The 18304-nt window shown below is 66.4% G+C and carries 18 protein-coding genes and 1 pseudogene; 13 read left to right on the plus strand and 6 right to left on the minus strand.

Annotation, left to right across the window (positions count from 1 at the left end; all coding sequences use genetic code 11):
- Positions 1 to 52: 52 nt before the first annotated feature.
- Positions 53 to 676, minus strand: a complete 624-nt coding sequence (locus THIX_RS03125; RefSeq protein WP_112484853.1) for a carboxymuconolactone decarboxylase family protein — start codon at positions 674 to 676, stop codon at positions 53 to 55.
- Between the two features lie 212 nt (positions 677 to 888).
- On the opposite strand from THIX_RS03125, the gene trxC reads away from it, so the two are divergent.
- The 3 genes from trxC to THIX_RS03140 all read left to right on the plus strand — a co-directional run bounded on the left by trxC (position 889) and on the right by THIX_RS03140 (position 3354).
- Complete coding sequence (gene trxC, locus THIX_RS03130; protein ID WP_112488108.1) at positions 889 to 1305, plus strand: thioredoxin TrxC; 417 nt, start codon at positions 889 to 891, stop codon at positions 1303 to 1305.
- Positions 1306 to 1514: 209 nt separating this feature from the next.
- Complete coding sequence (locus tag THIX_RS03135) at positions 1515 to 2840, plus strand: cytochrome c1 protein (protein ID WP_112484856.1); 1326 nt, start codon at positions 1515 to 1517, stop codon at positions 2838 to 2840.
- A 238-nt stretch (positions 2841 to 3078) separates the two neighbouring features.
- The gene (locus tag THIX_RS03140) at positions 3079 to 3354 is read left to right on the plus strand and encodes a hypothetical protein (protein WP_112488109.1); all 276 of its coding nucleotides are present in this window, start codon (positions 3079 to 3081) and stop codon (positions 3352 to 3354) included.
- Positions 3355 to 3400: 46 nt separating this feature from the next.
- Here the strand turns inward: THIX_RS03140 and THIX_RS03145 are convergent, their stop codons facing one another.
- The 3 genes and pseudogenes from THIX_RS03145 to THIX_RS03155 form a co-directional block, all read right to left on the minus strand.
- Entirely contained in the window at positions 3401 to 4687 is a 1287-nt protein-coding gene (locus tag THIX_RS03145; RefSeq protein WP_112484858.1) for a TRAP transporter large permease, read from the minus strand.
- Between the two features lie 158 nt (positions 4688 to 4845).
- Positions 4846 to 5409 (minus strand): annotated as a pseudogene (locus tag THIX_RS03150) (TRAP transporter small permease); the annotation flags it as partial.
- Positions 5410 to 5492: 83 nt separating this feature from the next.
- On the minus strand, positions 5493 to 6503 hold the full coding sequence (locus THIX_RS03155; RefSeq protein ID WP_112484863.1) for a TRAP transporter substrate-binding protein: 1011 nt from the start codon (positions 6501 to 6503) through the stop codon (positions 5493 to 5495).
- A gap of 350 nt (positions 6504 to 6853) precedes the next feature.
- Here THIX_RS03155 and THIX_RS03160 point away from each other — a divergent pair, with 350 nt between their 5' ends.
- Positions 6854 to 7393, plus strand: a complete 540-nt coding sequence (locus THIX_RS03160; protein ID WP_158540788.1) for a DUF3429 domain-containing protein — start codon at positions 6854 to 6856, stop codon at positions 7391 to 7393.
- 159 nt (positions 7394 to 7552) lie between these two features.
- Here THIX_RS03160 and THIX_RS03165 read toward each other — a convergent pair whose 3' ends face one another.
- A complete protein-coding gene (locus tag THIX_RS03165; protein WP_112484867.1) occupies positions 7553 to 9001 on the minus strand; it encodes a PLP-dependent aminotransferase family protein in 1449 nt (482 codons plus the stop codon).
- An 81-nt stretch (positions 9002 to 9082) separates the two neighbouring features.
- On the opposite strand from THIX_RS03165, the gene THIX_RS03170 reads away from it, so the two are divergent.
- The 9 genes from THIX_RS03170 to THIX_RS03210 all read left to right on the plus strand — a co-directional run bounded on the left by THIX_RS03170 (position 9083) and on the right by THIX_RS03210 (position 16633).
- Positions 9083 to 10246 carry a DMT family transporter gene (locus THIX_RS03170; protein ID WP_112484869.1) on the plus strand — a complete coding sequence of 388 codons (1164 nt, stop codon included), beginning with the start codon at positions 9083 to 9085 and terminating at the stop codon, positions 10244 to 10246.
- Positions 10243 to 11487, plus strand: coding sequence for a PLP-dependent aminotransferase family protein (locus THIX_RS03175; RefSeq protein ID WP_233224368.1), 1245 nt, complete (start codon positions 10243 to 10245; stop codon positions 11485 to 11487). Before THIX_RS03170 ends, THIX_RS03175 begins: the two co-directional genes overlap by 4 nt.
- 10 nt (positions 11488 to 11497) lie before the next feature.
- Positions 11498 to 12367: a PhzF family phenazine biosynthesis protein gene (locus tag THIX_RS03180; protein WP_112484873.1), complete on the plus strand. Its 870-nt coding sequence runs from the start codon at positions 11498 to 11500 to the stop codon at positions 12365 to 12367.
- Between the two features lie 286 nt (positions 12368 to 12653).
- Positions 12654 to 12950: an SWIB/MDM2 domain-containing protein gene (locus THIX_RS03185; RefSeq protein ID WP_112484875.1), complete on the plus strand. Its 297-nt coding sequence runs from the start codon at positions 12654 to 12656 to the stop codon at positions 12948 to 12950.
- A gap of 151 nt (positions 12951 to 13101) precedes the next feature.
- Complete coding sequence (locus THIX_RS03190) at positions 13102 to 13710, plus strand: phospholipase D family protein (RefSeq protein WP_233224369.1); 609 nt, start codon at positions 13102 to 13104, stop codon at positions 13708 to 13710.
- A 224-nt stretch (positions 13711 to 13934) separates the two neighbouring features.
- The gene (locus THIX_RS03195) at positions 13935 to 14459 is read left to right on the plus strand and encodes a peroxiredoxin (protein ID WP_112488111.1); all 525 of its coding nucleotides are present in this window, start codon (positions 13935 to 13937) and stop codon (positions 14457 to 14459) included.
- A 230-nt stretch (positions 14460 to 14689) separates the two neighbouring features.
- A complete protein-coding gene (gene lipB, locus THIX_RS03200; RefSeq protein WP_233224370.1) occupies positions 14690 to 15367 on the plus strand; it encodes a lipoyl(octanoyl) transferase LipB in 678 nt (225 codons plus the stop codon).
- A gap of 70 nt (positions 15368 to 15437) precedes the next feature.
- Complete coding sequence (lipA, locus tag THIX_RS03205) at positions 15438 to 16403, plus strand: lipoyl synthase (protein ID WP_112488112.1); 966 nt, start codon at positions 15438 to 15440, stop codon at positions 16401 to 16403.
- A 26-nt stretch (positions 16404 to 16429) separates the two neighbouring features.
- Entirely contained in the window at positions 16430 to 16633 is a 204-nt protein-coding gene (locus tag THIX_RS03210) for a hypothetical protein (RefSeq protein ID WP_112484879.1), read from the plus strand.
- A gap of 57 nt (positions 16634 to 16690) precedes the next feature.
- On the opposite strand, the gene aceB is transcribed toward THIX_RS03210, so the two are convergent.
- Positions 16691 to 18277, minus strand: coding sequence for a malate synthase A (aceB, locus tag THIX_RS03215; RefSeq protein WP_112484881.1), 1587 nt, complete (start codon positions 18275 to 18277; stop codon positions 16691 to 16693).
- Positions 18278 to 18304 lie beyond the last annotated feature (27 nt).

Below are 18304 nucleotides of genomic sequence, written 5' to 3' on the forward strand. Positions count from 1 at the left end.
AGATGCGGGCGCTGATGCAGTCTCGGGCCCGGGCTCCTGTGCAGGCGCAGGCTCACGCGCGGCCCCTGGGCGGCAGTGCGGCGAGGTCGTCGAGCGAGATGCCGGTGGCGGCTTCGAACACCCCGGCCTCGGACGGCTGCGCCGGGGTCTCGATGTCCACCCCGAGCGCGACGAGAAAACGCGACACCATGTTGTAGGTGGCGATCACGCCCACCAGCTCCACCACCTGCTGCGGCGGCATGGCGGCGCGGGCGGCGGCGAAATAGGCCTCGTTCACCTTCACCCGCCGGGTCATCTCGTAAGCAATCGCCAGGGTCACGCGCTGCGCCGGGGAGAACAGCACGGCGTCGTCCACCGCATGCGGCACATTGGCCAGGGCCGCGAGTTGTGTCGCGGTGCCGCCGGCGGCGAGAAACTCAGGCGCGTGATGGGCGAATTCGTACTGCGCATGATTGAGCAGGGCGACGGTGCAGATGGCGAGTTCGCGCAGCAGCGGATCGAGGTCGAGTTGCGTGCGCACGGCGCCGAGAAAGCCGTTCCAGCCGCGCGCGAAAGCCGGGCTGTGCAGCAACATGCGATCGAGGTTGAGCAGCTTGCCGCCGCGCCGCGCGCGAATGGCGTCCACCAGATCGGCCGGCTCGTCCAGGTCGACGGGGGTGTAGGCAATACGTGGCATGTCTGGGTCGCTCCTCGGGTTCGCATGCGTCAGGTTCGCACTACTGTAACGGCAGGTGCGCGCGACACCAAGCGGGAGCGCCCCGCCGCTTGCCGTCCAAAGCCCTGGTGGATGTCACACCACCGCTTGAACTTCGCCCCGCCACCCTCATGTGGTTTGGGTCGATGCCGGCGCCAGCCGCGCATCCGCCGTTCATGCAACCCGGAGTCGCCATGCTGATCGTCTGCCCTCATTGCAACAGCCTCAACCGCGTTCCGCCCGAGCGCGTGGCGCACGATCCGCAATGCGGAAGCTGCCATCAAGCCCTGTTCACCGGCGAGCCGCTGGAGTTGAGCGATGCCAACTTCGAGCGCTTCGTCAGCAAGAACGAGCTGCCGGTGATCGCCGATTTCTGGGCGCCCTGGTGCGGACCCTGCCGCCAGATGGCGCCGCAGTTCGAGCAGGCCGCCAAACTGCTCAAGGGCCGCGCCTTGCTGGTGAAGGTGAACTCGGACGATAACCCGCAGGCCTCGGTGCGTCACCGCATCCGCAGCATCCCGACGCTGCTGCTGTTCCGGGGCGGGCACGAGGCCAAGCGCCAGTCGGGCGTGATGCCGGCGCCGGAACTGGTGCGTTGGGCCGGTGTCTAGGCCCTAGAACGGGCACGCGGCATGTTGGCCGCGTGTTGTCGTTGTTCAACATGCACGCTCCTGCATGTTGCTTGCGCAAGACGAAATGTGCGTTCGCAACATTCAACATTGCGACTGTTTGATGCAGGTCAATTTCTTGACTCCGAGGCCCTCGACAATGGTTCCAGGGTAGACCTTCGCCTGCCCCCAACCCAGGGAAAGGAACCATCATGAAATCCTCAACACTTGGCGTTGCGCCTTATGTCTCTAGCGCGCCAGGATCGGTTTGGCGCCAAGCATGGCGCTCCATCGCGTTTGCTGTTCTGGCCCTGCTGGGCATCGGGCTGCTGAGCACGCCCGCACAGGCTGTGCCGGCCTTTGCCCGCCAGACCGGCCAGGCTTGCATTGCCTGCCACGTCGGTGGCTTCGGCCCACAACTGACGCCCTTTGGCCGTGCCTTCAAGCTCAGTGGCTACACGATGAGCGACGGCAAGGCTCACATCCCCTTGTCGGCGATGCTCGTGTCCTCGTTCACGCACACGACCGAGAATCAGACGCCCTTCTACAACGGCATGCATGGCAACGACAACTTCGTCGCCTTGCAACAAGCCTCCATTTTTCTCGCCGGGCGGCTGACCGACCACATCGGGATGATGGGGCAGGCCACCTATTCGCAGACGGCTGAGCCTTCCAACCTGGCGTGGGACAACACGGACATCCGCTACGCCCACAACTACACCTTGGGCAGCACCTCGGGGATCTTCGGCGTGTCCGTGAACAACAACCCGACCGTCTCGGACGTCTGGAACACGGTGCCCGCATGGCAGTACGGCTTCATGACCAGCCCGATCAGCGGCGGGGTTCCGTTCGCGCCGCTGATGGCGAGTTTGGGCGGTACCGTCCTGGGAACGACGGCCTATACGCTCATCGATAATCACTGGTATCTCGAGGGCGGCGCTTACCACGGACTGTCGAACAAATGGGGAAACTTGCTGCATACCGGGTCCTGGGGAGTCACGGGGTACGCGCCGTACCTGCGGGCGAATTACTCGACCACCGTGGGCCAAAGCACCTATGAGGGCGGGATCATCGGCATGAGCATGAAGCCGCCATCTTTGACCGGAAGCTCCGGCACGGATAGTGTGAACGATATCGGCATCGATGGGACTTACCAGTTCATCAACGGCGATACCCACAGCGTCACGGTCAACGGCTTGTACATGCAGGAGAGGACCAGTTACGACCAGTCCCTCGGCGCCTATCCGAGCGACACCGCGAAAACGCTGAACATGAATGTCGCTTATTGGATTCATAACACCTATGGCGCGACCATTCAATATTTCAACGTGAATGGCACGGCAGCCCTCGGATCAAACGTCCAAAGCAACGGCGTGGTCTGGGAGCTCGATTGGAACCCCTACGGACAAAGCTGGGCCAACCCGGAAAAGAATCTTCGATTGGGGCTTCAATACACCACCTACAACAAACTCAACGGGAGCAGCGTAGGCGCCAGCGCCAATAACAGTCTGTACATGTATCTGTGGTTTGCCATCTGAACGATGCGCTGCGCTGCCCGGGGCGGTTTCGACCATGAAAACCGGCGAAATGCTGGTGTCATTGTCGAATCGGTTGCGAAAACAACACGCCCTTGGCGACCCAATTTTGGTGCGTCGCACAATATTGATGGGAACGGCATCCAAGCCAACGACATGAACATGCTGACCGTCGATGTCTGGACTGCGATCCGGGGAATCGCTCAAGCCACTGCATCACACCGCAAACAAGGAAACCATCATGTCCTCCACCCCAAGCGAGTTGTATTACGCCCAGGCCTTCCACCACGGTGAACGCGAGCACCACAGCTACGTTGTGGCCATCGGTCACAAGGAGCAAGTGGAAGCGCTGGCTCGCGCCGAGCACGCCAGGCACTTCGGCGAATACGGCATCGCGCTTTATCAAGTTGAACTCGATGCTCCCCTCCAGGAGCGCCTTCATCTCGTGAACTATCTCGGCTCGAACATGGGGGAACGTTGGATCGACGGCCAGCAAGCCGACAGGCAGGCGGCCTGAAGACCGGCCGTTGAACCCCTGGACGGCGAACTCGCCGCCCAGGGGTTCAACGCATCATGCTCAGCGCGCGCGGCAGTGCCAGCGACAAGGCCGGCCAGTAGGTCACCAGGCCCAGGAAGCCCAGCATGGTGAGCAACCACGGCCAGACCGCGATGGTCAGTTCGGTGATGCCCATCTTGGCGATGCCGCTGGCCACGTACAGGTTCAACCCCACGGGCGGGTGGCACATGCCCACCTCCATGTTCACCACCATGATGATGCCGAAGTGAATGGGGTCGATGCCCAGCTTCATCGCCACCGGAAACAGGATGGGCGCCATGATCAGGGTGATGGACGAAGGCTCCATCACATTGCCCGCCACCAGCAGCAGCACGTTCACCAGCAGCAGGAAGGCGATGGGGCCGACGCCGGCATCCAGCAGCCATTGCGCCATGGTCTGCGGAATGTGCTCCGAAGTCATCAGGAACGAGAACAGAATGGCGTTGGTGATGATGTAGAGCAGCATCGCGCTCATATTCGCCGAGGCCAGCAGCACCCGCGGCACGTCGCGCAGGCGCATGTCCTTGTAGACGAACACGGCGATGATGAAGGCATACACCGCGCTCACCGCCGCCGCCTCGGTCGGCGTGAACAACCCGGTGTAGATGCCGCCCAGCACCAGCACGATGAGCAGCAAGCCCCACAGGCTTTCGCGCAAGGCCCGGGCTCGCGCGGCCCAAGTGGCGCGGGGGTTGCGCGGAAAGCCGCCACGCCACGCCCGCCACCAGGTGGTGAGGCCGAGCAAGAAGGCCAGCACCAGGCCCGGCACCACGCCGGCCATGAACAGCGCGCCCACCGAGGAGTTGGTGGAGACGGCGTACAGCACCATGACGATCGATGGTGGAATCAGGATGCCCAGCGCGCCCGAGGTCGTCACCACCCCGGCGCCGAAGCGCGGCGGGTAGCCGGCCTTGAGCATGGCCGGGATGAGGATGGAGCCGATGGCCACCACCGTGGCGGGGCTCGACCCCGACACCGCGGCGAACAGCGCGCAGGCCACCACCGCAGCCAGCCCAAGGCCGCCCGGCCAGTGCCCGACCATGCTGGTGGCGAAAGTGATCATGCGCCGCGCCACGCCGCCGTGGGTGAGGAAATTGCCGGCCAGGATGAAGAACGGAATCGCCATGATCTCGAAGCTCTCGATTCCGGTGAACAGCTTCATCGCCACCGCCTGGATCGGCACCTCCGTCATGGTGAACAGGAAGGTCAGGACCGTCAGGCCCAGCGCGATGGAGATGGGCATGCCGGTGAGCATGAGGGCGAGAAGCAGCCCGAAAATGATGGCGGCGGTCATGATGAGAGCCCCCACGGTGCCGCCTGCGCCTGCCCCCCGAGGGGGCGCTCGCCCGCCTCGTTGGTTTTGCCGCGACTCTGCGGCTGGCTCGGCGCCGTCTCGTCCAAGGTCCGCACGCGCGCATGCGGATGGATGTTGTCGGCCCCCGGCGCAATGTCCAGCGGCTCGTCCAGCCCCTCGACCTGTCCGGGGTCGTGGTGCGGCAATTCGCCGTCGCGGTTGAAGCGCCGGGCCACTTGCAGGAAGCGAAAGCACATCAGGCCCGAGCCGAGGGGAATCGCGAGATAGACGATCCACATCGGCCATTCCAGGTCGGACGAGACCTGCGAGGTATGGCCGATTTTCCACACCATGATGCCGCCCAGTGTGGCGATGACGCCTGTGAACAAAGCCCCAGCCAGCAGGCCGGACAGAATCATCGCCTTGCGCCGCGCGGGCGCCAGGCGGTTGACCAGCACGTCGACGCCGACATGGATGCCGGTGCGCACGCCGTAGGCCGCGCCGAACTTGGCCATCCACACGAACATGAAAATGCACAGCTCCTGCGCCCAGCTCAGGTTGATGCGCAGCAGCCAGTCTTGCAGGCCGGGAATGGGCATGCCGGCAACGTAGCGATGCACGACGGCGACGAAGATCAGCAGCGTGGCGGCCGCCATCAGTGCGGCGATCAGCGTTTCTTCAAGCCGGTCGAGCACGCGCCCGGCAAGGCTCGGGGGGTTCATGGAAAGACTCCGCAGGGATCGGAAAAACGAAGAAGCCCGCGCGCCCAAACCTGCGCCACGGGCTTCTTCGGGCAATCACGCGATCACAACTTGGCCGGATCGAACCCCGTGGCCTTGAACACCGCGTCCATCAGCGCCTTGGGCACGCGCGCCTGGGCCTCGGCATACACCGGTGTCATGGCTTTTTTCCACGCCAGCCGCTCGGCCGGGGTGAGCGCCAGCACCTGGCATTTGCCGGATTTGCGCACGGCTTCGGTGGCGTCTTCGTTGTCTTTGCGCGCCACGCTGTTGGCGAACTCGGTCGATTCTTTCATCGCCTGATCCAGCGTTTTGCGGATGTCCGCCGGCAGGCCTTCCCAGAACGGCTTGTTGACGATCACCGCATAGCCCAGATAGCCATGCTGGGTCTGGGTCATGAACTTCTGCACCTCGTAGAACTTCTGGGTGTAGAAGTTCGACGGCGGGTTTTCCGTGCCGTCCACCACGCCGGTCTGCAGCGCCTGGTACACCTCGGAGAAGGCCAGCACCTGCGGAATGGCGCCAATGGCGCGCATTTGCATTTCGAGTATCTTGCTCGACTGGATGCGCATCTTCAGGCCCTTGGCTTCCGCCGGGCTGCGCAGGGCCTTGTTCGCGCTCATGTCCTTGAAGCCGTTGTCCCAGTACGCCAGGCCGAGAATGCCCTTGCTGTCGAGTTTTTTCAGCAGCCCCTGGCCGATCGGCCCCTGGGTGATCTTGTGCAGATCCTCGTAGTTGTCGAAGATGTAAGGCAGGTCGAACAGCTCGAATTCCTTCGCTCCCAACGGCCCGAACTTGGCCAAGGAGGGCGCGAGCATCTGCACCGAGCCGAGCTGGAGCGCCTCCAGTTCTTCCTTGTCCTTGTAGAGCTGGCTGTTGGGATACACCTCGACCTTGACCCGCCCTTGCGTGCGTTCCTCGGCCAGCTTCTTGAAGTGTTCGGCCGCCGCGCCTTTGGGCGTGTTCGGCGCAACCACATGGCTGAACTTGATGACAATGGGTTGCTGCGCCCGCAGGATGGCAGGGGCGAACAGCAAGGGGGCGGCGGCAACGAGTTGGCGGCGTGTGAGGGGCATGATGGGTCTTGTGAACGTGTTGTTTCGAGTGGCAACAAAATGTTGCAATCGAAACTATACCGCCGCATGCAGTCGTTCTTGCCTGGCTGCGCCTCCGTGGTTTCCTACAGCAGGGAGTATTGTCCAAGCCTAGGATCTGTGCGCTTGCGTTTTGACGCATGGTGAGGATCGCCCATGCCCAGCGATATTGCGGTGGGGGCGGCACAATCGCGCCGCATTCGCCCATCGCACTTCGCCCATCGCACTTCGCACTTCGCACTTCGCACTTCGCCCATCGCACTTCGCACTTCGCACTTCGCACTTCGCACTTCGCACTTCGCGCCGACTGTCCCCATCCATCACACGCCGCCATGTCCACGCCTGCCAACAGCATCAGCAACGCCCACGCGCCGCCTCTCTCCTGGATCACGGCCCTGGGCTGGGCTGGAGTCATCCCCTTCGCCGCCTTCGCTGCGACCTCCTGGGCCAGCCCGGCCGATGCCTTGATGCAGCCCTTCGCCCTCGGCCTGCTCAGCGCCTATGCAGCGCTGGCGCTGAGTTTCCTCGGAGCCGTGCATTGGGGTGTGGTGCTGGCACGGCCGCTGCGTGACGCGCCCCTGCAACGCCTGGCGCTGCTGTGGGGCGTGGCCCCAAGCCTGCTGGCGCTGGGCTGCCTGGTGATGCCGCGTGCCTGGGGCCTGCTGGCGCTCGCTCTGGTGGTTTTGCTGGCGCGCGCCATGGACGGCCTGCTCTGGCCCGGCTACGCCCGCGCCGCGCAGGACGCAGGCTGGCCGGATGCCGCACGCTGGACCCGGCTTGCGGCCGATTGGCTGCGCTTGCGCACGCGTCTGACGGCGGTCGTGGTGCTGTGCCTGGCGGCCGGTTGGGCCTCGGCGCATTTCCGCGCGTAGAGCCGGCCGGGTTCGAGGTGCCAGGGCGGCGGCGATCAACGCGACGCGGCGGCTGCGGGCAGCTGACGAGCGGAGCTATCCGGATGGCCCCGCGCAGCAGCCGGGCCAGGCGACGACGTGACGACCCGTTGAGCGCAGTCGGGAACGCGTTGCGACCGTTCACGCGCGCAGTTCGGCCACTGCCGAGGCGTAGGCCTTCCAGAACGCGGCGTCCAGCGCATGGGCGAAGTTCAGGCGCATGCGGCTGCTGGGTTCGGCCTGCGGGTCGAACAAGCGGCCCGGAGCGAGCAGATAACCCTGATCGAGCAGGCGCTGGGCCAGACGGTCGGCGTCCACGCCCGTGTCCACCCAGCCGAACATGCCTTGCGCCGGAGCCTCGAAACGGCAGCCCTGCGCCAGCGCCTGACGCACCGCCTGCTTGCGCGCAGTACCCAGGCGTTCGCGCAGTTGCTGCGCCTGGCGCCGCAGCACGCCTTGCTGCAGCAGCATCGCCAGGCTGCGCTCGGTCAGCGCCGGCGAGGTGAGGTTGCTCAGCAGCTTCTGGTCGGTCAGGCGCTCGATGCGCTCGCGCGAGGCCGCCACATAACCCACCCGCCAACCCGGCGCCAGCAGCTTGGAAAAGCCGCTGATGAACAGGGTGTGATCGAGCGCGTCCATCGCCGTCAGCAAGGGCGATGGCTGTTCGCTCAAAGGGCCGTAGACATCGTCTTCGACGATAAAGAAGCCATGCTCGTGCGCCAACTGCAGCAAGCGGTGCGCGTTGGCCGCGCTCAGGCCGTGGCCGGTGGGGTTGTGCAGCCGGCTGACGACCACCATGAGCTTCGGGCGCCGCGTGCGTGCCCAATGCGCCACCCGCTCCAGATCGGGTCCGTCGGCGCCGCGCGGCACCGGCAGCGGGTCGAGGCCGCATTGGGCGAGCTGGGCGAACTGCGCCGACCAGCCCGGCTGCTCCACCAGCACCGCGTCGCCCGGCCGGGTGAAGGCACGCGCGATCAGGTCCAGCGCCTGGGTCGCGCCCAGACAGGTGAGCAGTTGCTCCGGCCGGGCGCGAATGTCCATTTGCGCCAATTGCTGCGCCAGCGCGTCGCGCAGCGCCGGGTCGCCTAGCGGGTGGCCGTAGTGCAGGCTGACGCTTTCCAGCTCACGCTCCCGCAGCACACGGCGCACGGCCTGGGCCAGCGCCGGGGTGTGCAACCAATCCGGCGGCAAGGTGCCGGCGCCCGGCATGCCGCGCAAGCCCGGGGAACCCGCGGCATGCATTTGCGCGAACATGCCGCGCATCAGCGCCGTGGCGTGAGTGGGCAGGGGCGCGGCGGCGGCCGAAGTGGCGGACTGCCGGGGCGCCTGCCGCGTGGCGCGCACGAAAAAACCGCGCTTCGGCCTGGCTTCGACCAAGCCCTGGGCCTGCAACAAGTCATAGGCCGCAACCACCGTCTGCGGGCTCACCTGGTGTTGCTGGGCGCAGGCGCGCACCGAGGGCAGCCGGCTGCCCGCCGCCAGCAACTGCGCCTGGATTTGCTGGGCGAAGCGCGCGGCGATGCACGTCTGCAGGTTCTGCCCGGCGTGCAAGGGGCTGGTCGCAAGGAACGGAAAAGAGGTTTCTGTCATGGTGATCCAACCTATACAGATTGATCAACTGAAAGCCAAAGTGTATGGTTTCTGTATGGGTGACGCGCTTAGGCTGTGAACATGATCAGACCCATCGACCCATCGGCCGACCCGGCAGCAAAACCCGCGCCAGCAGGCCAGAGCACCGGCCCGCCGCCTGGCTCGCTGGCGCACGGCTCGGGCGCGCAGGCGGTCGCGCCTGTCCCCGGCCGCGCCTGGCTCCTGGGCCTGCTGGGGACGGCGCTCTTCGCCCTGAGCTTGCCGGCCACGCGCCTGGCGGTGGGCTCGCCGGCAGCGCCGGAGCTTGCACCGCTGTTCGTGGCGCTGGCGCGTGCCGCCCTGGCCGGTTTGCTGGCGGCGTGCTGGCTGGCGTGGCGCAGGACGCCCTGGCCGCCGCGCCGGCTGTGGCTGGCCATCGGCTCGGTGGCGGCGGGCGTGGTGTTCGGTTTTCCGCTGCTGACCAGCCTGGCGTTGCGCCAAGTCGATGCGGTGCACGCTTCGCTGATGCTGGGTCTGCTGCCTTTGGCGACGGCAGCCATCGGCGCCATGCTGGCGCGGCAACGGCCGAGCGCCGCCTTCTGGCTCTGGGCCGCAGGCGGCAGTGCGCTGGTGTGCGCCTACGCCTTGCGTCAGGGTGGTCACGCGCATCCCGGCGCGCCGGGTCTGGGCCTGCATCTTCAAGCGGCCGATGCCTTGCTCGGACTGGCGATGCTGGCAGGCGGCTGGGGCTATGCGCGAGGCGCGCTGCTGGCGCGGCAGTTGCCGCCCGAGCAAGTCATCAGCTGGGCGGTGGTGTTCAGCCTGCCCATCACCCTGCCCGCCGCGTGCTGGCTGTGGCCGCAGCACGCGGCGGCGATCGCGCCGGCGGCTTGGGGCGCACTGGCCTATCTCGGCATCGTCTCGATGTGGCTGGGTTTTTTCGCCTGGTACCGCGCACTGGCCCTGGGCGGCACGGTGCGCATGTCGCAGGTGCAGTTGCTGCAACCGTTTTTGTCCATGCTCGCCGCCGGCCTGTTGCTCGGTGAACGGCTGGACGCCACCACCCTGCTGTTCGCCCTGGCCGTGATGGCCACTGTGCTGGCGGGGCGGCGGGCGCGGGTGCATCCCGCAGCGGCTGCAGTGGCCACAGCGGATGAGGCCGCAGCAACGTTCGCCACGCCAGCCACCCCGGGGGCTGCGGCGCCCATGCCTCCAACCCTCGCCAAGCCCAACTCCACCCTCAACACCAAGGACGCCGTTCGATGATGCCTCCATCCTCCCAATCCAAGCTCCCGCCCCTGGCGCAGCGTGCCGAGCGGCTGCGCTCCTCGGCCATACGCGATCTGCTGCATCTGGCAGGACGCGCCGACGTGGTGTCGCTGGCCGGCGGCCTGCCCGACGCCGCCAGCTTCCCCGCCGAGGCCTTGCGCGAAGCCGCCGACCGCGTGCTGCGCGAGCGCCCGCGAGCCGCGCTGCAGTACGGCCCCACCGAGGGCATCGCGCCGCTGCGCGAATGGGTGGCGGCGTATCTGCGCACCCAGGGCATGGACTTCACGCCGGCGCAAGTGCTCATCACCAGCGGCTCGCAGCAAGGCCTGGACCTGCTCGGCAAGGTGCTGATCGACGCCGGCAGCCCGGTGCTGGTCGAGCGCCCCAGTTACCTCGGCGCACTGCAAGCCTTCGCGCTGTACGGCCCGCACCTGGTGGGCATCGAGGCGGACGACGACGGCCCCTTGCCCGAGCAACTCGCCGCCGCCTTGCCCGGGGCGCGCATGGCGTATCTGCAGCCGCGCTTCTCCAACCCCGCCGGGCGCAGCATCGCCCCCGCGCGTGCCGACGCCCTGGCTGCGCAACTCGCCGCGTCCAACGCCTGGCTGGTGGAGGACGACCCCTATGGCGAGCTGTGGTTCGACACCCCGCCCGCGCCCGGCCTGATCGCGCGCGGCGTGGCCCAGGGCGCGCACCTCGGCACCTTCTCCAAGGTGCTCGCGCCCGGCCTGCGGCTGGCCTGGGTCGCCGGGCCGCAGCTGCTGATCGACAAGCTCGCGCAAGCGAAGCAGGCGGCCGATCTGCAGACCGCCAGCTTCAACCAATGGGTGCTGCTGGAAGCGCTGCATGCCGGCGTGGTCGAGCGCGGCCTGCCGGGCCTGCGCCAGATCTACCGCGCGCGGCGCGACGCCATGCTCCAAGCCCTGGCCGACCACATGCCCGCGGGTGTGAGCTGGACCCGGCCCGCAGGCGGCCTGTTCGTCTGGCTCACCCTGCCCGCCGGCATGGACGCTGCGAGCCTGCTGCCACAGGCCGTGGCGCGCGGCGTGGCCTATGTGCCGGGTGAAACCTTCAACGTCGGCGCCGCCGCGCCCAACACCTTGCGCCTGTCGTTCTCCAATGTCGAGGCTGGCATCATGCAAGACGCCGTCGCCCGGCTCGGCGCTTTGTTCGGCGAAGCGCCGCAGGCGGAACAGACCCGCTCTGTCCCTGCGCCGCCGCTGATCCGCACGACCTGAAAGCCACGCCATGAACCTGCCATTCGTGCAGCTCGATGTGTTCGCACCCGCGCCCTTCAGCGGCAACCCCTTGGCCGTGGTGTTCGACGCCGACGCGCTGGACAGCGCCCGCATGCAGGCCATCGCCGCCTGGCTGGGTTTGTCCGAAACCACTTTCGTGCTGCGCCCCACCGAAACCGGCGCCGACTACCGGCTGCGCATCTTCACCCCCGGTGGCGAGCTGCCCTTCGCCGGCCATCCGACCCTGGGCACCTGCGCCGCCTGGCTGCAGCGCGGCGGTGTGCCCGCCCGGGCCGATGTGGTGATGCAGCAATCCGCCATCGGCCTGGTGCCGGTGAAGCGCAGCGGCTTGACGACCGCCACGACGGTCCAGCGCCTGGCCTTCGCCGCGCCACCGATGCGCCCCGAGGCGGTGGAACCAGGCCTGCTCGGCCAGGTCTGCACCGCCCTCGGTCTGGCACCCGCCGACGTGCGCGCCAGCGCCTGGCTGGACAACGGCCCGCGCTGGCTCGCGCTTTGGCTGGACGCGGCGAGCACCGTGCTGCAACTCGAACCCGACCACGCCGCGCTCAGGCGCCTGCGCGTCAAAGTCGGCGTGGCCGCGCCGCAAGCGCCGGGCCATGAAACGGCCATTGAAGTGCGCGCCTTCGCCTCGCCTGTGGGCGTGCCCGAAGACCCCGTCACCGGCAGCCTCAACGCCAGTCTGGCGCAGTGGCTGATCGGCAACGGCGAGCGACCGGCGCAATACGTGGCCGCGCAAGGCACGCGCCTGGGCCGCAGCGGCCGCGTGCACATCGCGCAGGACGCACAAGGCCAGGTCTGGGTCGGCGGCGATGCGCGCGCGGTGCTGCAGGGGCAAATCGACGTCGGCGCGCTCTGAAGCCCGCCACGCCGAAAGCCCAGCGCCCAGCGCAATGACCGATTTCGATTGGCCCCTCAATCGCTTGAACGGCTGCGCGCGGTGCGTGATCCGAACACGCTTTGCGACACGGCGGCTTGGGCTCGGGCGCCTGTGGCGGCACATTTTGCTGCTCCTGAGCGCGCCGGGCTATAAGATGCGGGGTCGGAGCTTTCATGGCACCGCTGTGCCGACCAGCACACAGAACGCGCGCCTGCCGCCGCAAGCCGGGTGCGCCCCCCCTCAAGCAATCGATGGAGTTTGAAACATGGCAACTGCAAAACCGGCCGCAGCCAAGACGGCGGCCCCCGCCAAGCGCGCACCCAACCCCGCGTTCATGAAGCCGCTGACCCCCAGCCCGCAACTGGCTGCCGTGGTGGGCGCCGCGCCGCTGCCGCGCACCGAGGTGGTGAAGAAGGTCTGGGCGCACATCAAGGCCGCCAACCTGCAGGACCCGGCCAACAAACGCATGATCAATGCCGACGCCAAGCTCAAGGCCGTGTTCGGCAAGCCCCAGGTCACGATGTTCGAAATGACCAAGCTGCTCAACGCCCATCTGAAGTAAGCGTAAGCGACAAGCCGGCGCGAGGGTGTCATGGCCTGAGCGCCGGCAAAACACCTTCGCGCCCTTCGTGGCGAAGCAAACAGCCGACACCGGCCTCGCTCGGTGCCGGCTGTTTGCTTTCAGCGCCACCTGCTCCTGTTTCCGCATCACCATGCCAGCCTTTTGCAAGCCCCGACTTCGCTGCATTCCCTGGCTCTTCATGGCCCTGCTGCTGGCCGCCGCCGGCCCGGCGCAGGCCGAGGACAGGTCTCGAGCCCAGAGGCCGCAGCCCGCGTCGCAAGACGTGCGCGCCGCCACCTCGGTGGGCTTCTCGCCCGACGGCAGCGCCGAACGCCTGGTGCTCGCCACCATTGCCGGCGCGCGCCACAGCATCCAGCTTGCGGCCTACAGCTTCACGGCGTCAGCGGTGGCCAAGGCGCTGATCGCGGCCCACAAGCGCGGCGTGAACGTGCGCGTGCTGCTGGACTGGAAAGCCAACTTCGAGGACGACCGGCGCTACGCCCGTCATGCCATCAACGCCCTGTTGTTGGCCGGCGTCGCGGTGCGCTCGATCGACGTCTATCCCATCTTCCACGACAAGTTCATGGTGATCGACGGCCGCAGCGTGCAGACCGGCAGCTACAACTACAGCGTGTCCGCCGCGCGCTACAACGCCGAGAACGTGCTTGTCGTGTGGAACGACCCGGCGCTGGCCAGCGCCTACGCTCACAACTGGGACGCCAACTGGCGGCTTGGGCGCGCGGCCGAGCAGCGGTATTGAGCGCCCCCAGGGTCGGCTCGCCGACCCGCCCCCGTGGGGTCAAGGAAATTTGGGGCGGCCCTGCGTTTCCTTGGGAGCGCACCCAGGCGTTGCGTCGTCTCGACGCCGGCGAACTTTCCGCAGGCCCGATCCTCAAACATCCAGCGCCCGCAGCACTGAGCAAAACTTCGAGTGGCGCCTAAAATCGCATGATCAAAGGCGCAGATGCGCAAGGTGAACCCGTAATGCAAGCATCGTTGAAAAAATGGACGGCCCTGGTGGTGTTGGTGGCCGTGGCCCTGGCCGGTTATCTGACCTGGAATGCGATCGCTCGCGACCCGAAGGCGCCCGAGGTGAGCTACACCTTGCTCGACGGCAAGACCCTCACCTCGCAAAACCTGCTCGGCAAAGTGGTGCTGGTGAACTTCTGGGCCACGAGTTGCACCACTTGCGTCAGCGAGATGCCGCATATGGTGCAAACCTATGACCAGTTTGCGCCCAAGGGCTTCGAGTTGGTCGCCGTGTCGATGAATTACGACCGGCCCGACTATGTGAAAACCTTCGCCACCGCCGGCCCCTTGGGCGCGCTGCCGTTCCCGGTGGCGATGGACACCAGCGGCAATATCGCCAAAGCTTTCCACGATGTGCGCCTCACCCCCACCAGCTTCCTGATCGACAAGTCCGGCCATATCGTGAAACAGTACGTCGGGCCGCCGAATTTCGCCGAACTGCACGGCCTGATCAGCCGACTGCTGGCACAGCAGGCCTGACGCAGGCCGCTTGACGGTGGGTTGACAAGTCCGGGACGCCGCTCCGGTCACTCGGGAAAACCCCGAGATGGCGTTACGATAGATGAATGGACCATTCCATCCCCCATCGCGATGCTGCTGCGGACGCAGCAACATCGCGACATTTGGCGGAGCGCACCGCCTCAGGGGGCTTTGCCAGTCTTCATCTTCAGTCCGGCCTCAGAGCCGACCCGCAGATGCTGGAGCGAGCCATGGCGCGGGCACCGCAGGCGCTGCCCGGCGAGATACGCTTGCGCCAACTCGGCCTGCAGGCTTATGTGCCCACCTGGGATGCGATGCGCGCTTTCACCGCCACGCGCCTGACCACGACGCCCGATGAAATCTGGCTGGTCGAACACCAGCCCGTCTACACCCTGGGCCAGACTGGCCAGGCCCAGCATGTGCTGGATGCGCACGGCATCGACGTGGTGCTAACCGACCGTGGTGGACAGGTCACTTACCACGGCCCTGGCCAGGCGGTGGTCTATGTGCTGATGGACCTGCGCCGCCGGCACTGGATGGTGCGCGAGACCGTGCATCGCCTGGAAGAAGCCGTGATTCGCACCCTGGCGCGCCTGGGCGTGGTGGGCGTGCGGCGCCCCGGCGCACCCGGCATCTACCTGGGCGCCCCCCATCCCCGTGCCGGCGCCAAGATTTCCGCGCTCGGCCTGAAGGTGCGCAATGGCTGCACCTATCATGGCGTCGCCATCAATGTCGACATGGACCTCACCCCCTTTGCCGGCATCAACCCCTGCGGATTTTCCGGGCTCGACGTGGTGGATCTGGCCCAACTCGGCGTGCACACCCGGGCCGATGCGGTGGGCATGTGCTTCGCCACCGAACTGGCGATGCTGGCCGACACCACACCCAACACGCCACCGCAGGCATGAACCTCAGACCCCATTGCCCATGAACGCACCGCTCGACCCAAGCTCCGAAGCCGCACCGGGCAACGCCCACATGGCCATGCCAGCTTCGGCGGACGCCTCGGTCAAACAAAAGGGCCAGTCCAAAACCGCGCGCATTCCGATCAAGATCGTGGCCGAAGGCCCGGCGCTGAAAAAGCCGGACTGGATTCGCGTCAAGGCTGCCGCGCCTTCGTCGCGTTTCTACGAAATCAAGAGCCTACTGCGCGAGCAGAAGCTGGTCACGGTGTGCGAGGAGGCTTCCTGCCCGAACATCGGCGAATGCTTCGGTCACGGCACCGCCACCTTCATGATCATGGGCGACAAGTGCACCCGCCGCTGCCCGTTTTGCGACGTCGGACACGGCCGCCCCGACCCGCTCGATGCCGACGAGCCGCGCAATCTGGCCCAGGCCATCGCCGCACTCAAGCTGCGCTATGTGGTGGTCACCAGTGTCGACCGTGACGACTTGCGTGACGGCGGCGCGCAGCATTTCGTCGACTGCATCCGCGCCACGCGCGAGCTGTCGCCCGCCACGCAGATCGAAGTGCTGGTGCCCGACTTCCGCGGCCGGCTCGACAAGGCGCTCGACGTGTTCGCCGCCGGCCTGCCGGACGTGATGAATCACAACCTGGAAACCGTGCCGCGCCTCTACAAGCAGGCCCGCCCCGGTGCCGACTACGCCCACTCGCTCAAGCTGCTGGCTGATTTCAAACTCCGCCACCCCGGCATCCCCACCAAGAGCGGGCTGATGGTGGGCCTGGGCGAAACCGACGATGAAATCCTGGAGGTGATGCGCGATATGCGTGCCCACCACATCGACCTGCTCACCATCGGCCAATACCTCGCGCCCTCGGGCCACCACCTGCCGGTGGCGCGCTACGTGCCACCCGAGACCTTTGCCATGTTCGAGCGCGAGGCACGCGCCATGGGCTTCACCCACGCCGCCGTCGGCCCGCTGGTACGCTCGAGCTATCACGCCGACCAACAAGCCCGCGACGGCGGCTTCTTCAACGGCTGATTTTCACAACCCCACCAGGACTCACATTGGCCAAGCCGAATTACTCCTACGAAAAACGCCAGAAGGAACTCGCCAAGCAACGCAAGAAGCAAGAGAAGCTGCAGCGCCGGGCGCACAAGCCGGATGGCTCGCCCGACGCCCCCCAGGGGCAAGACGCTGAATCGACCAGCAGCGGCGCAGCCGACAATGGCTCTACCCCGAGCCCTTTGGAACCCGGGCCTTCGGCCTGACGCTGTCACGCCGCTGACCGCGGTTAGCGTGTCGGCACGCATAGCCCGGCTCTGCCTTCAGCCGAGTTCTTCATACAGCGGCAGGGTGAGGAATTCGATGAAATCCTTGCCCGTGACCATGCGCTCGAAAATCTGCGCCGCCTTGTCGAACTGGCCTTCGGCGCCGCTGGCCTTGACTTTGGCCAACTCTTCGGGAATCAGTCCGCGCACCAGTTCCGCCGTGACCTTGCGGCCATCGGCCAACACGCCCTTGGGGCTTTGAATCCACTGCCACACCTGGCTGCGGGAGATTTCGGCGGTCGCCGCGTCTTCCATCAGGTTGTGGATGGGCACTGCGCCGCTGCCCGACAGCCAGGCGCCGAGGTAATGGATGCCGACATTGATGTTGTTGCGCAGACCCGCTTCGGTAATGGGCGTCTCGGGCCGGAAGTCCAGCAGATCGGCAGCGGCAACAACCACATCGTCGCGGGTCTTGCCGATCTGGTTGGGCTTGTCGCCGAGCACGGCGACGAATTCTTCCATCGCCGACGCCACCAGTCCGGGATGGGCGACCCAGCCGCCGTCGTAGCCGTCGGTGGCGTCGCGGCGCTTGTCCAGGCGTATGCCTTCCATCGCCTTGGCGTTTTTCTCCGGGTCGTTCTTGATGGGAATGAGCGCGCTCATGCCGCCGATGGCGGGTGCGCGCCGTTTGTGGCAGGTCTTGAGCAGCAGCAGGGCGTAAGCGCGCATGAACGGCACGTTCATGGTGATCTGACCGCGCTCGGCGAGGCAGAAGTCACGGTCCACCTTGAACTTCTTGATGGCGCTGAAGATGTAGTCCCAGCGCCCGGCGTTCAAGCCGGCGCTGTGCTCGCGCAGTTCGTACAGAATTTCGTCCATCTCGAAGGCGGCAAGAATGGTTTCCACCAGCACCGTGGCCTTGATCGTGCCTTGCGCAAGGCCCAGCTCGTTTTGCGCCAGCACGAACACGTCGTTCCACAGCCGCGCCTCCAGATGGTTTTCCATTTTCGGCAAATAAAAGAACGGACCGGCGCCGCGCGCGATCAGTTCCTTCGCGTTGTGGAACAAGAACAGGCCGCAGTCGAACAGTCCGCCGCTCACCCGCTGGCCGTCCACCAGCATGTGCTTTTCGTCCAGATGCCAGCCCCGCGGGCGCACCTGCAGGGTGGCGACGGTGTCGTTCAGTTTGTAGGTCTTGCCGTTCTGCTCCAGCACGATGCGACGGCGGATGGCTTCGCTCAGATTGATCTGACCCTGGATCTGGTTGTCCCAGTTCGGCGTGTTGGCGTCTTCGAAATCGGCCATATAGCTGTCGGCGCCTGAATTGAAGGCGTTGATGACCATCTTGCGATCGACCGGGCCGGTGATTTCCACCCGGCGGCGCTCCAGCGCGGGGGGGAGGGGAGCGATGGTCCAGCCGCCCTCGCGGATGGCGCGGGTTTCAGGCAGAAAATCGGGCCTTTCGCCAGCATCCAGACGGGCAGTACGCACCCTGCGCGCGCTCAGCAATTCCTGGCGACGTGGCTCGAAGGCGCGGTGCAATTGGGCGACGAAAGCCAGTGCCTCGGGGCTGAGCACGGCGTCGAAGGCCGGGTTGTGTGGGGCGTTGATACGGATGCCCTGGGGCAGATCATTGGCTTTCATGCGAATCTCCTGGGGTTTTGGTCACGA

This window comes from Thiomonas sp. X19, assembly GCF_900089495.1.
Taxonomy (GTDB): Bacteria; Pseudomonadota; Gammaproteobacteria; order Burkholderiales; family Burkholderiaceae_C; genus Thiomonas_A.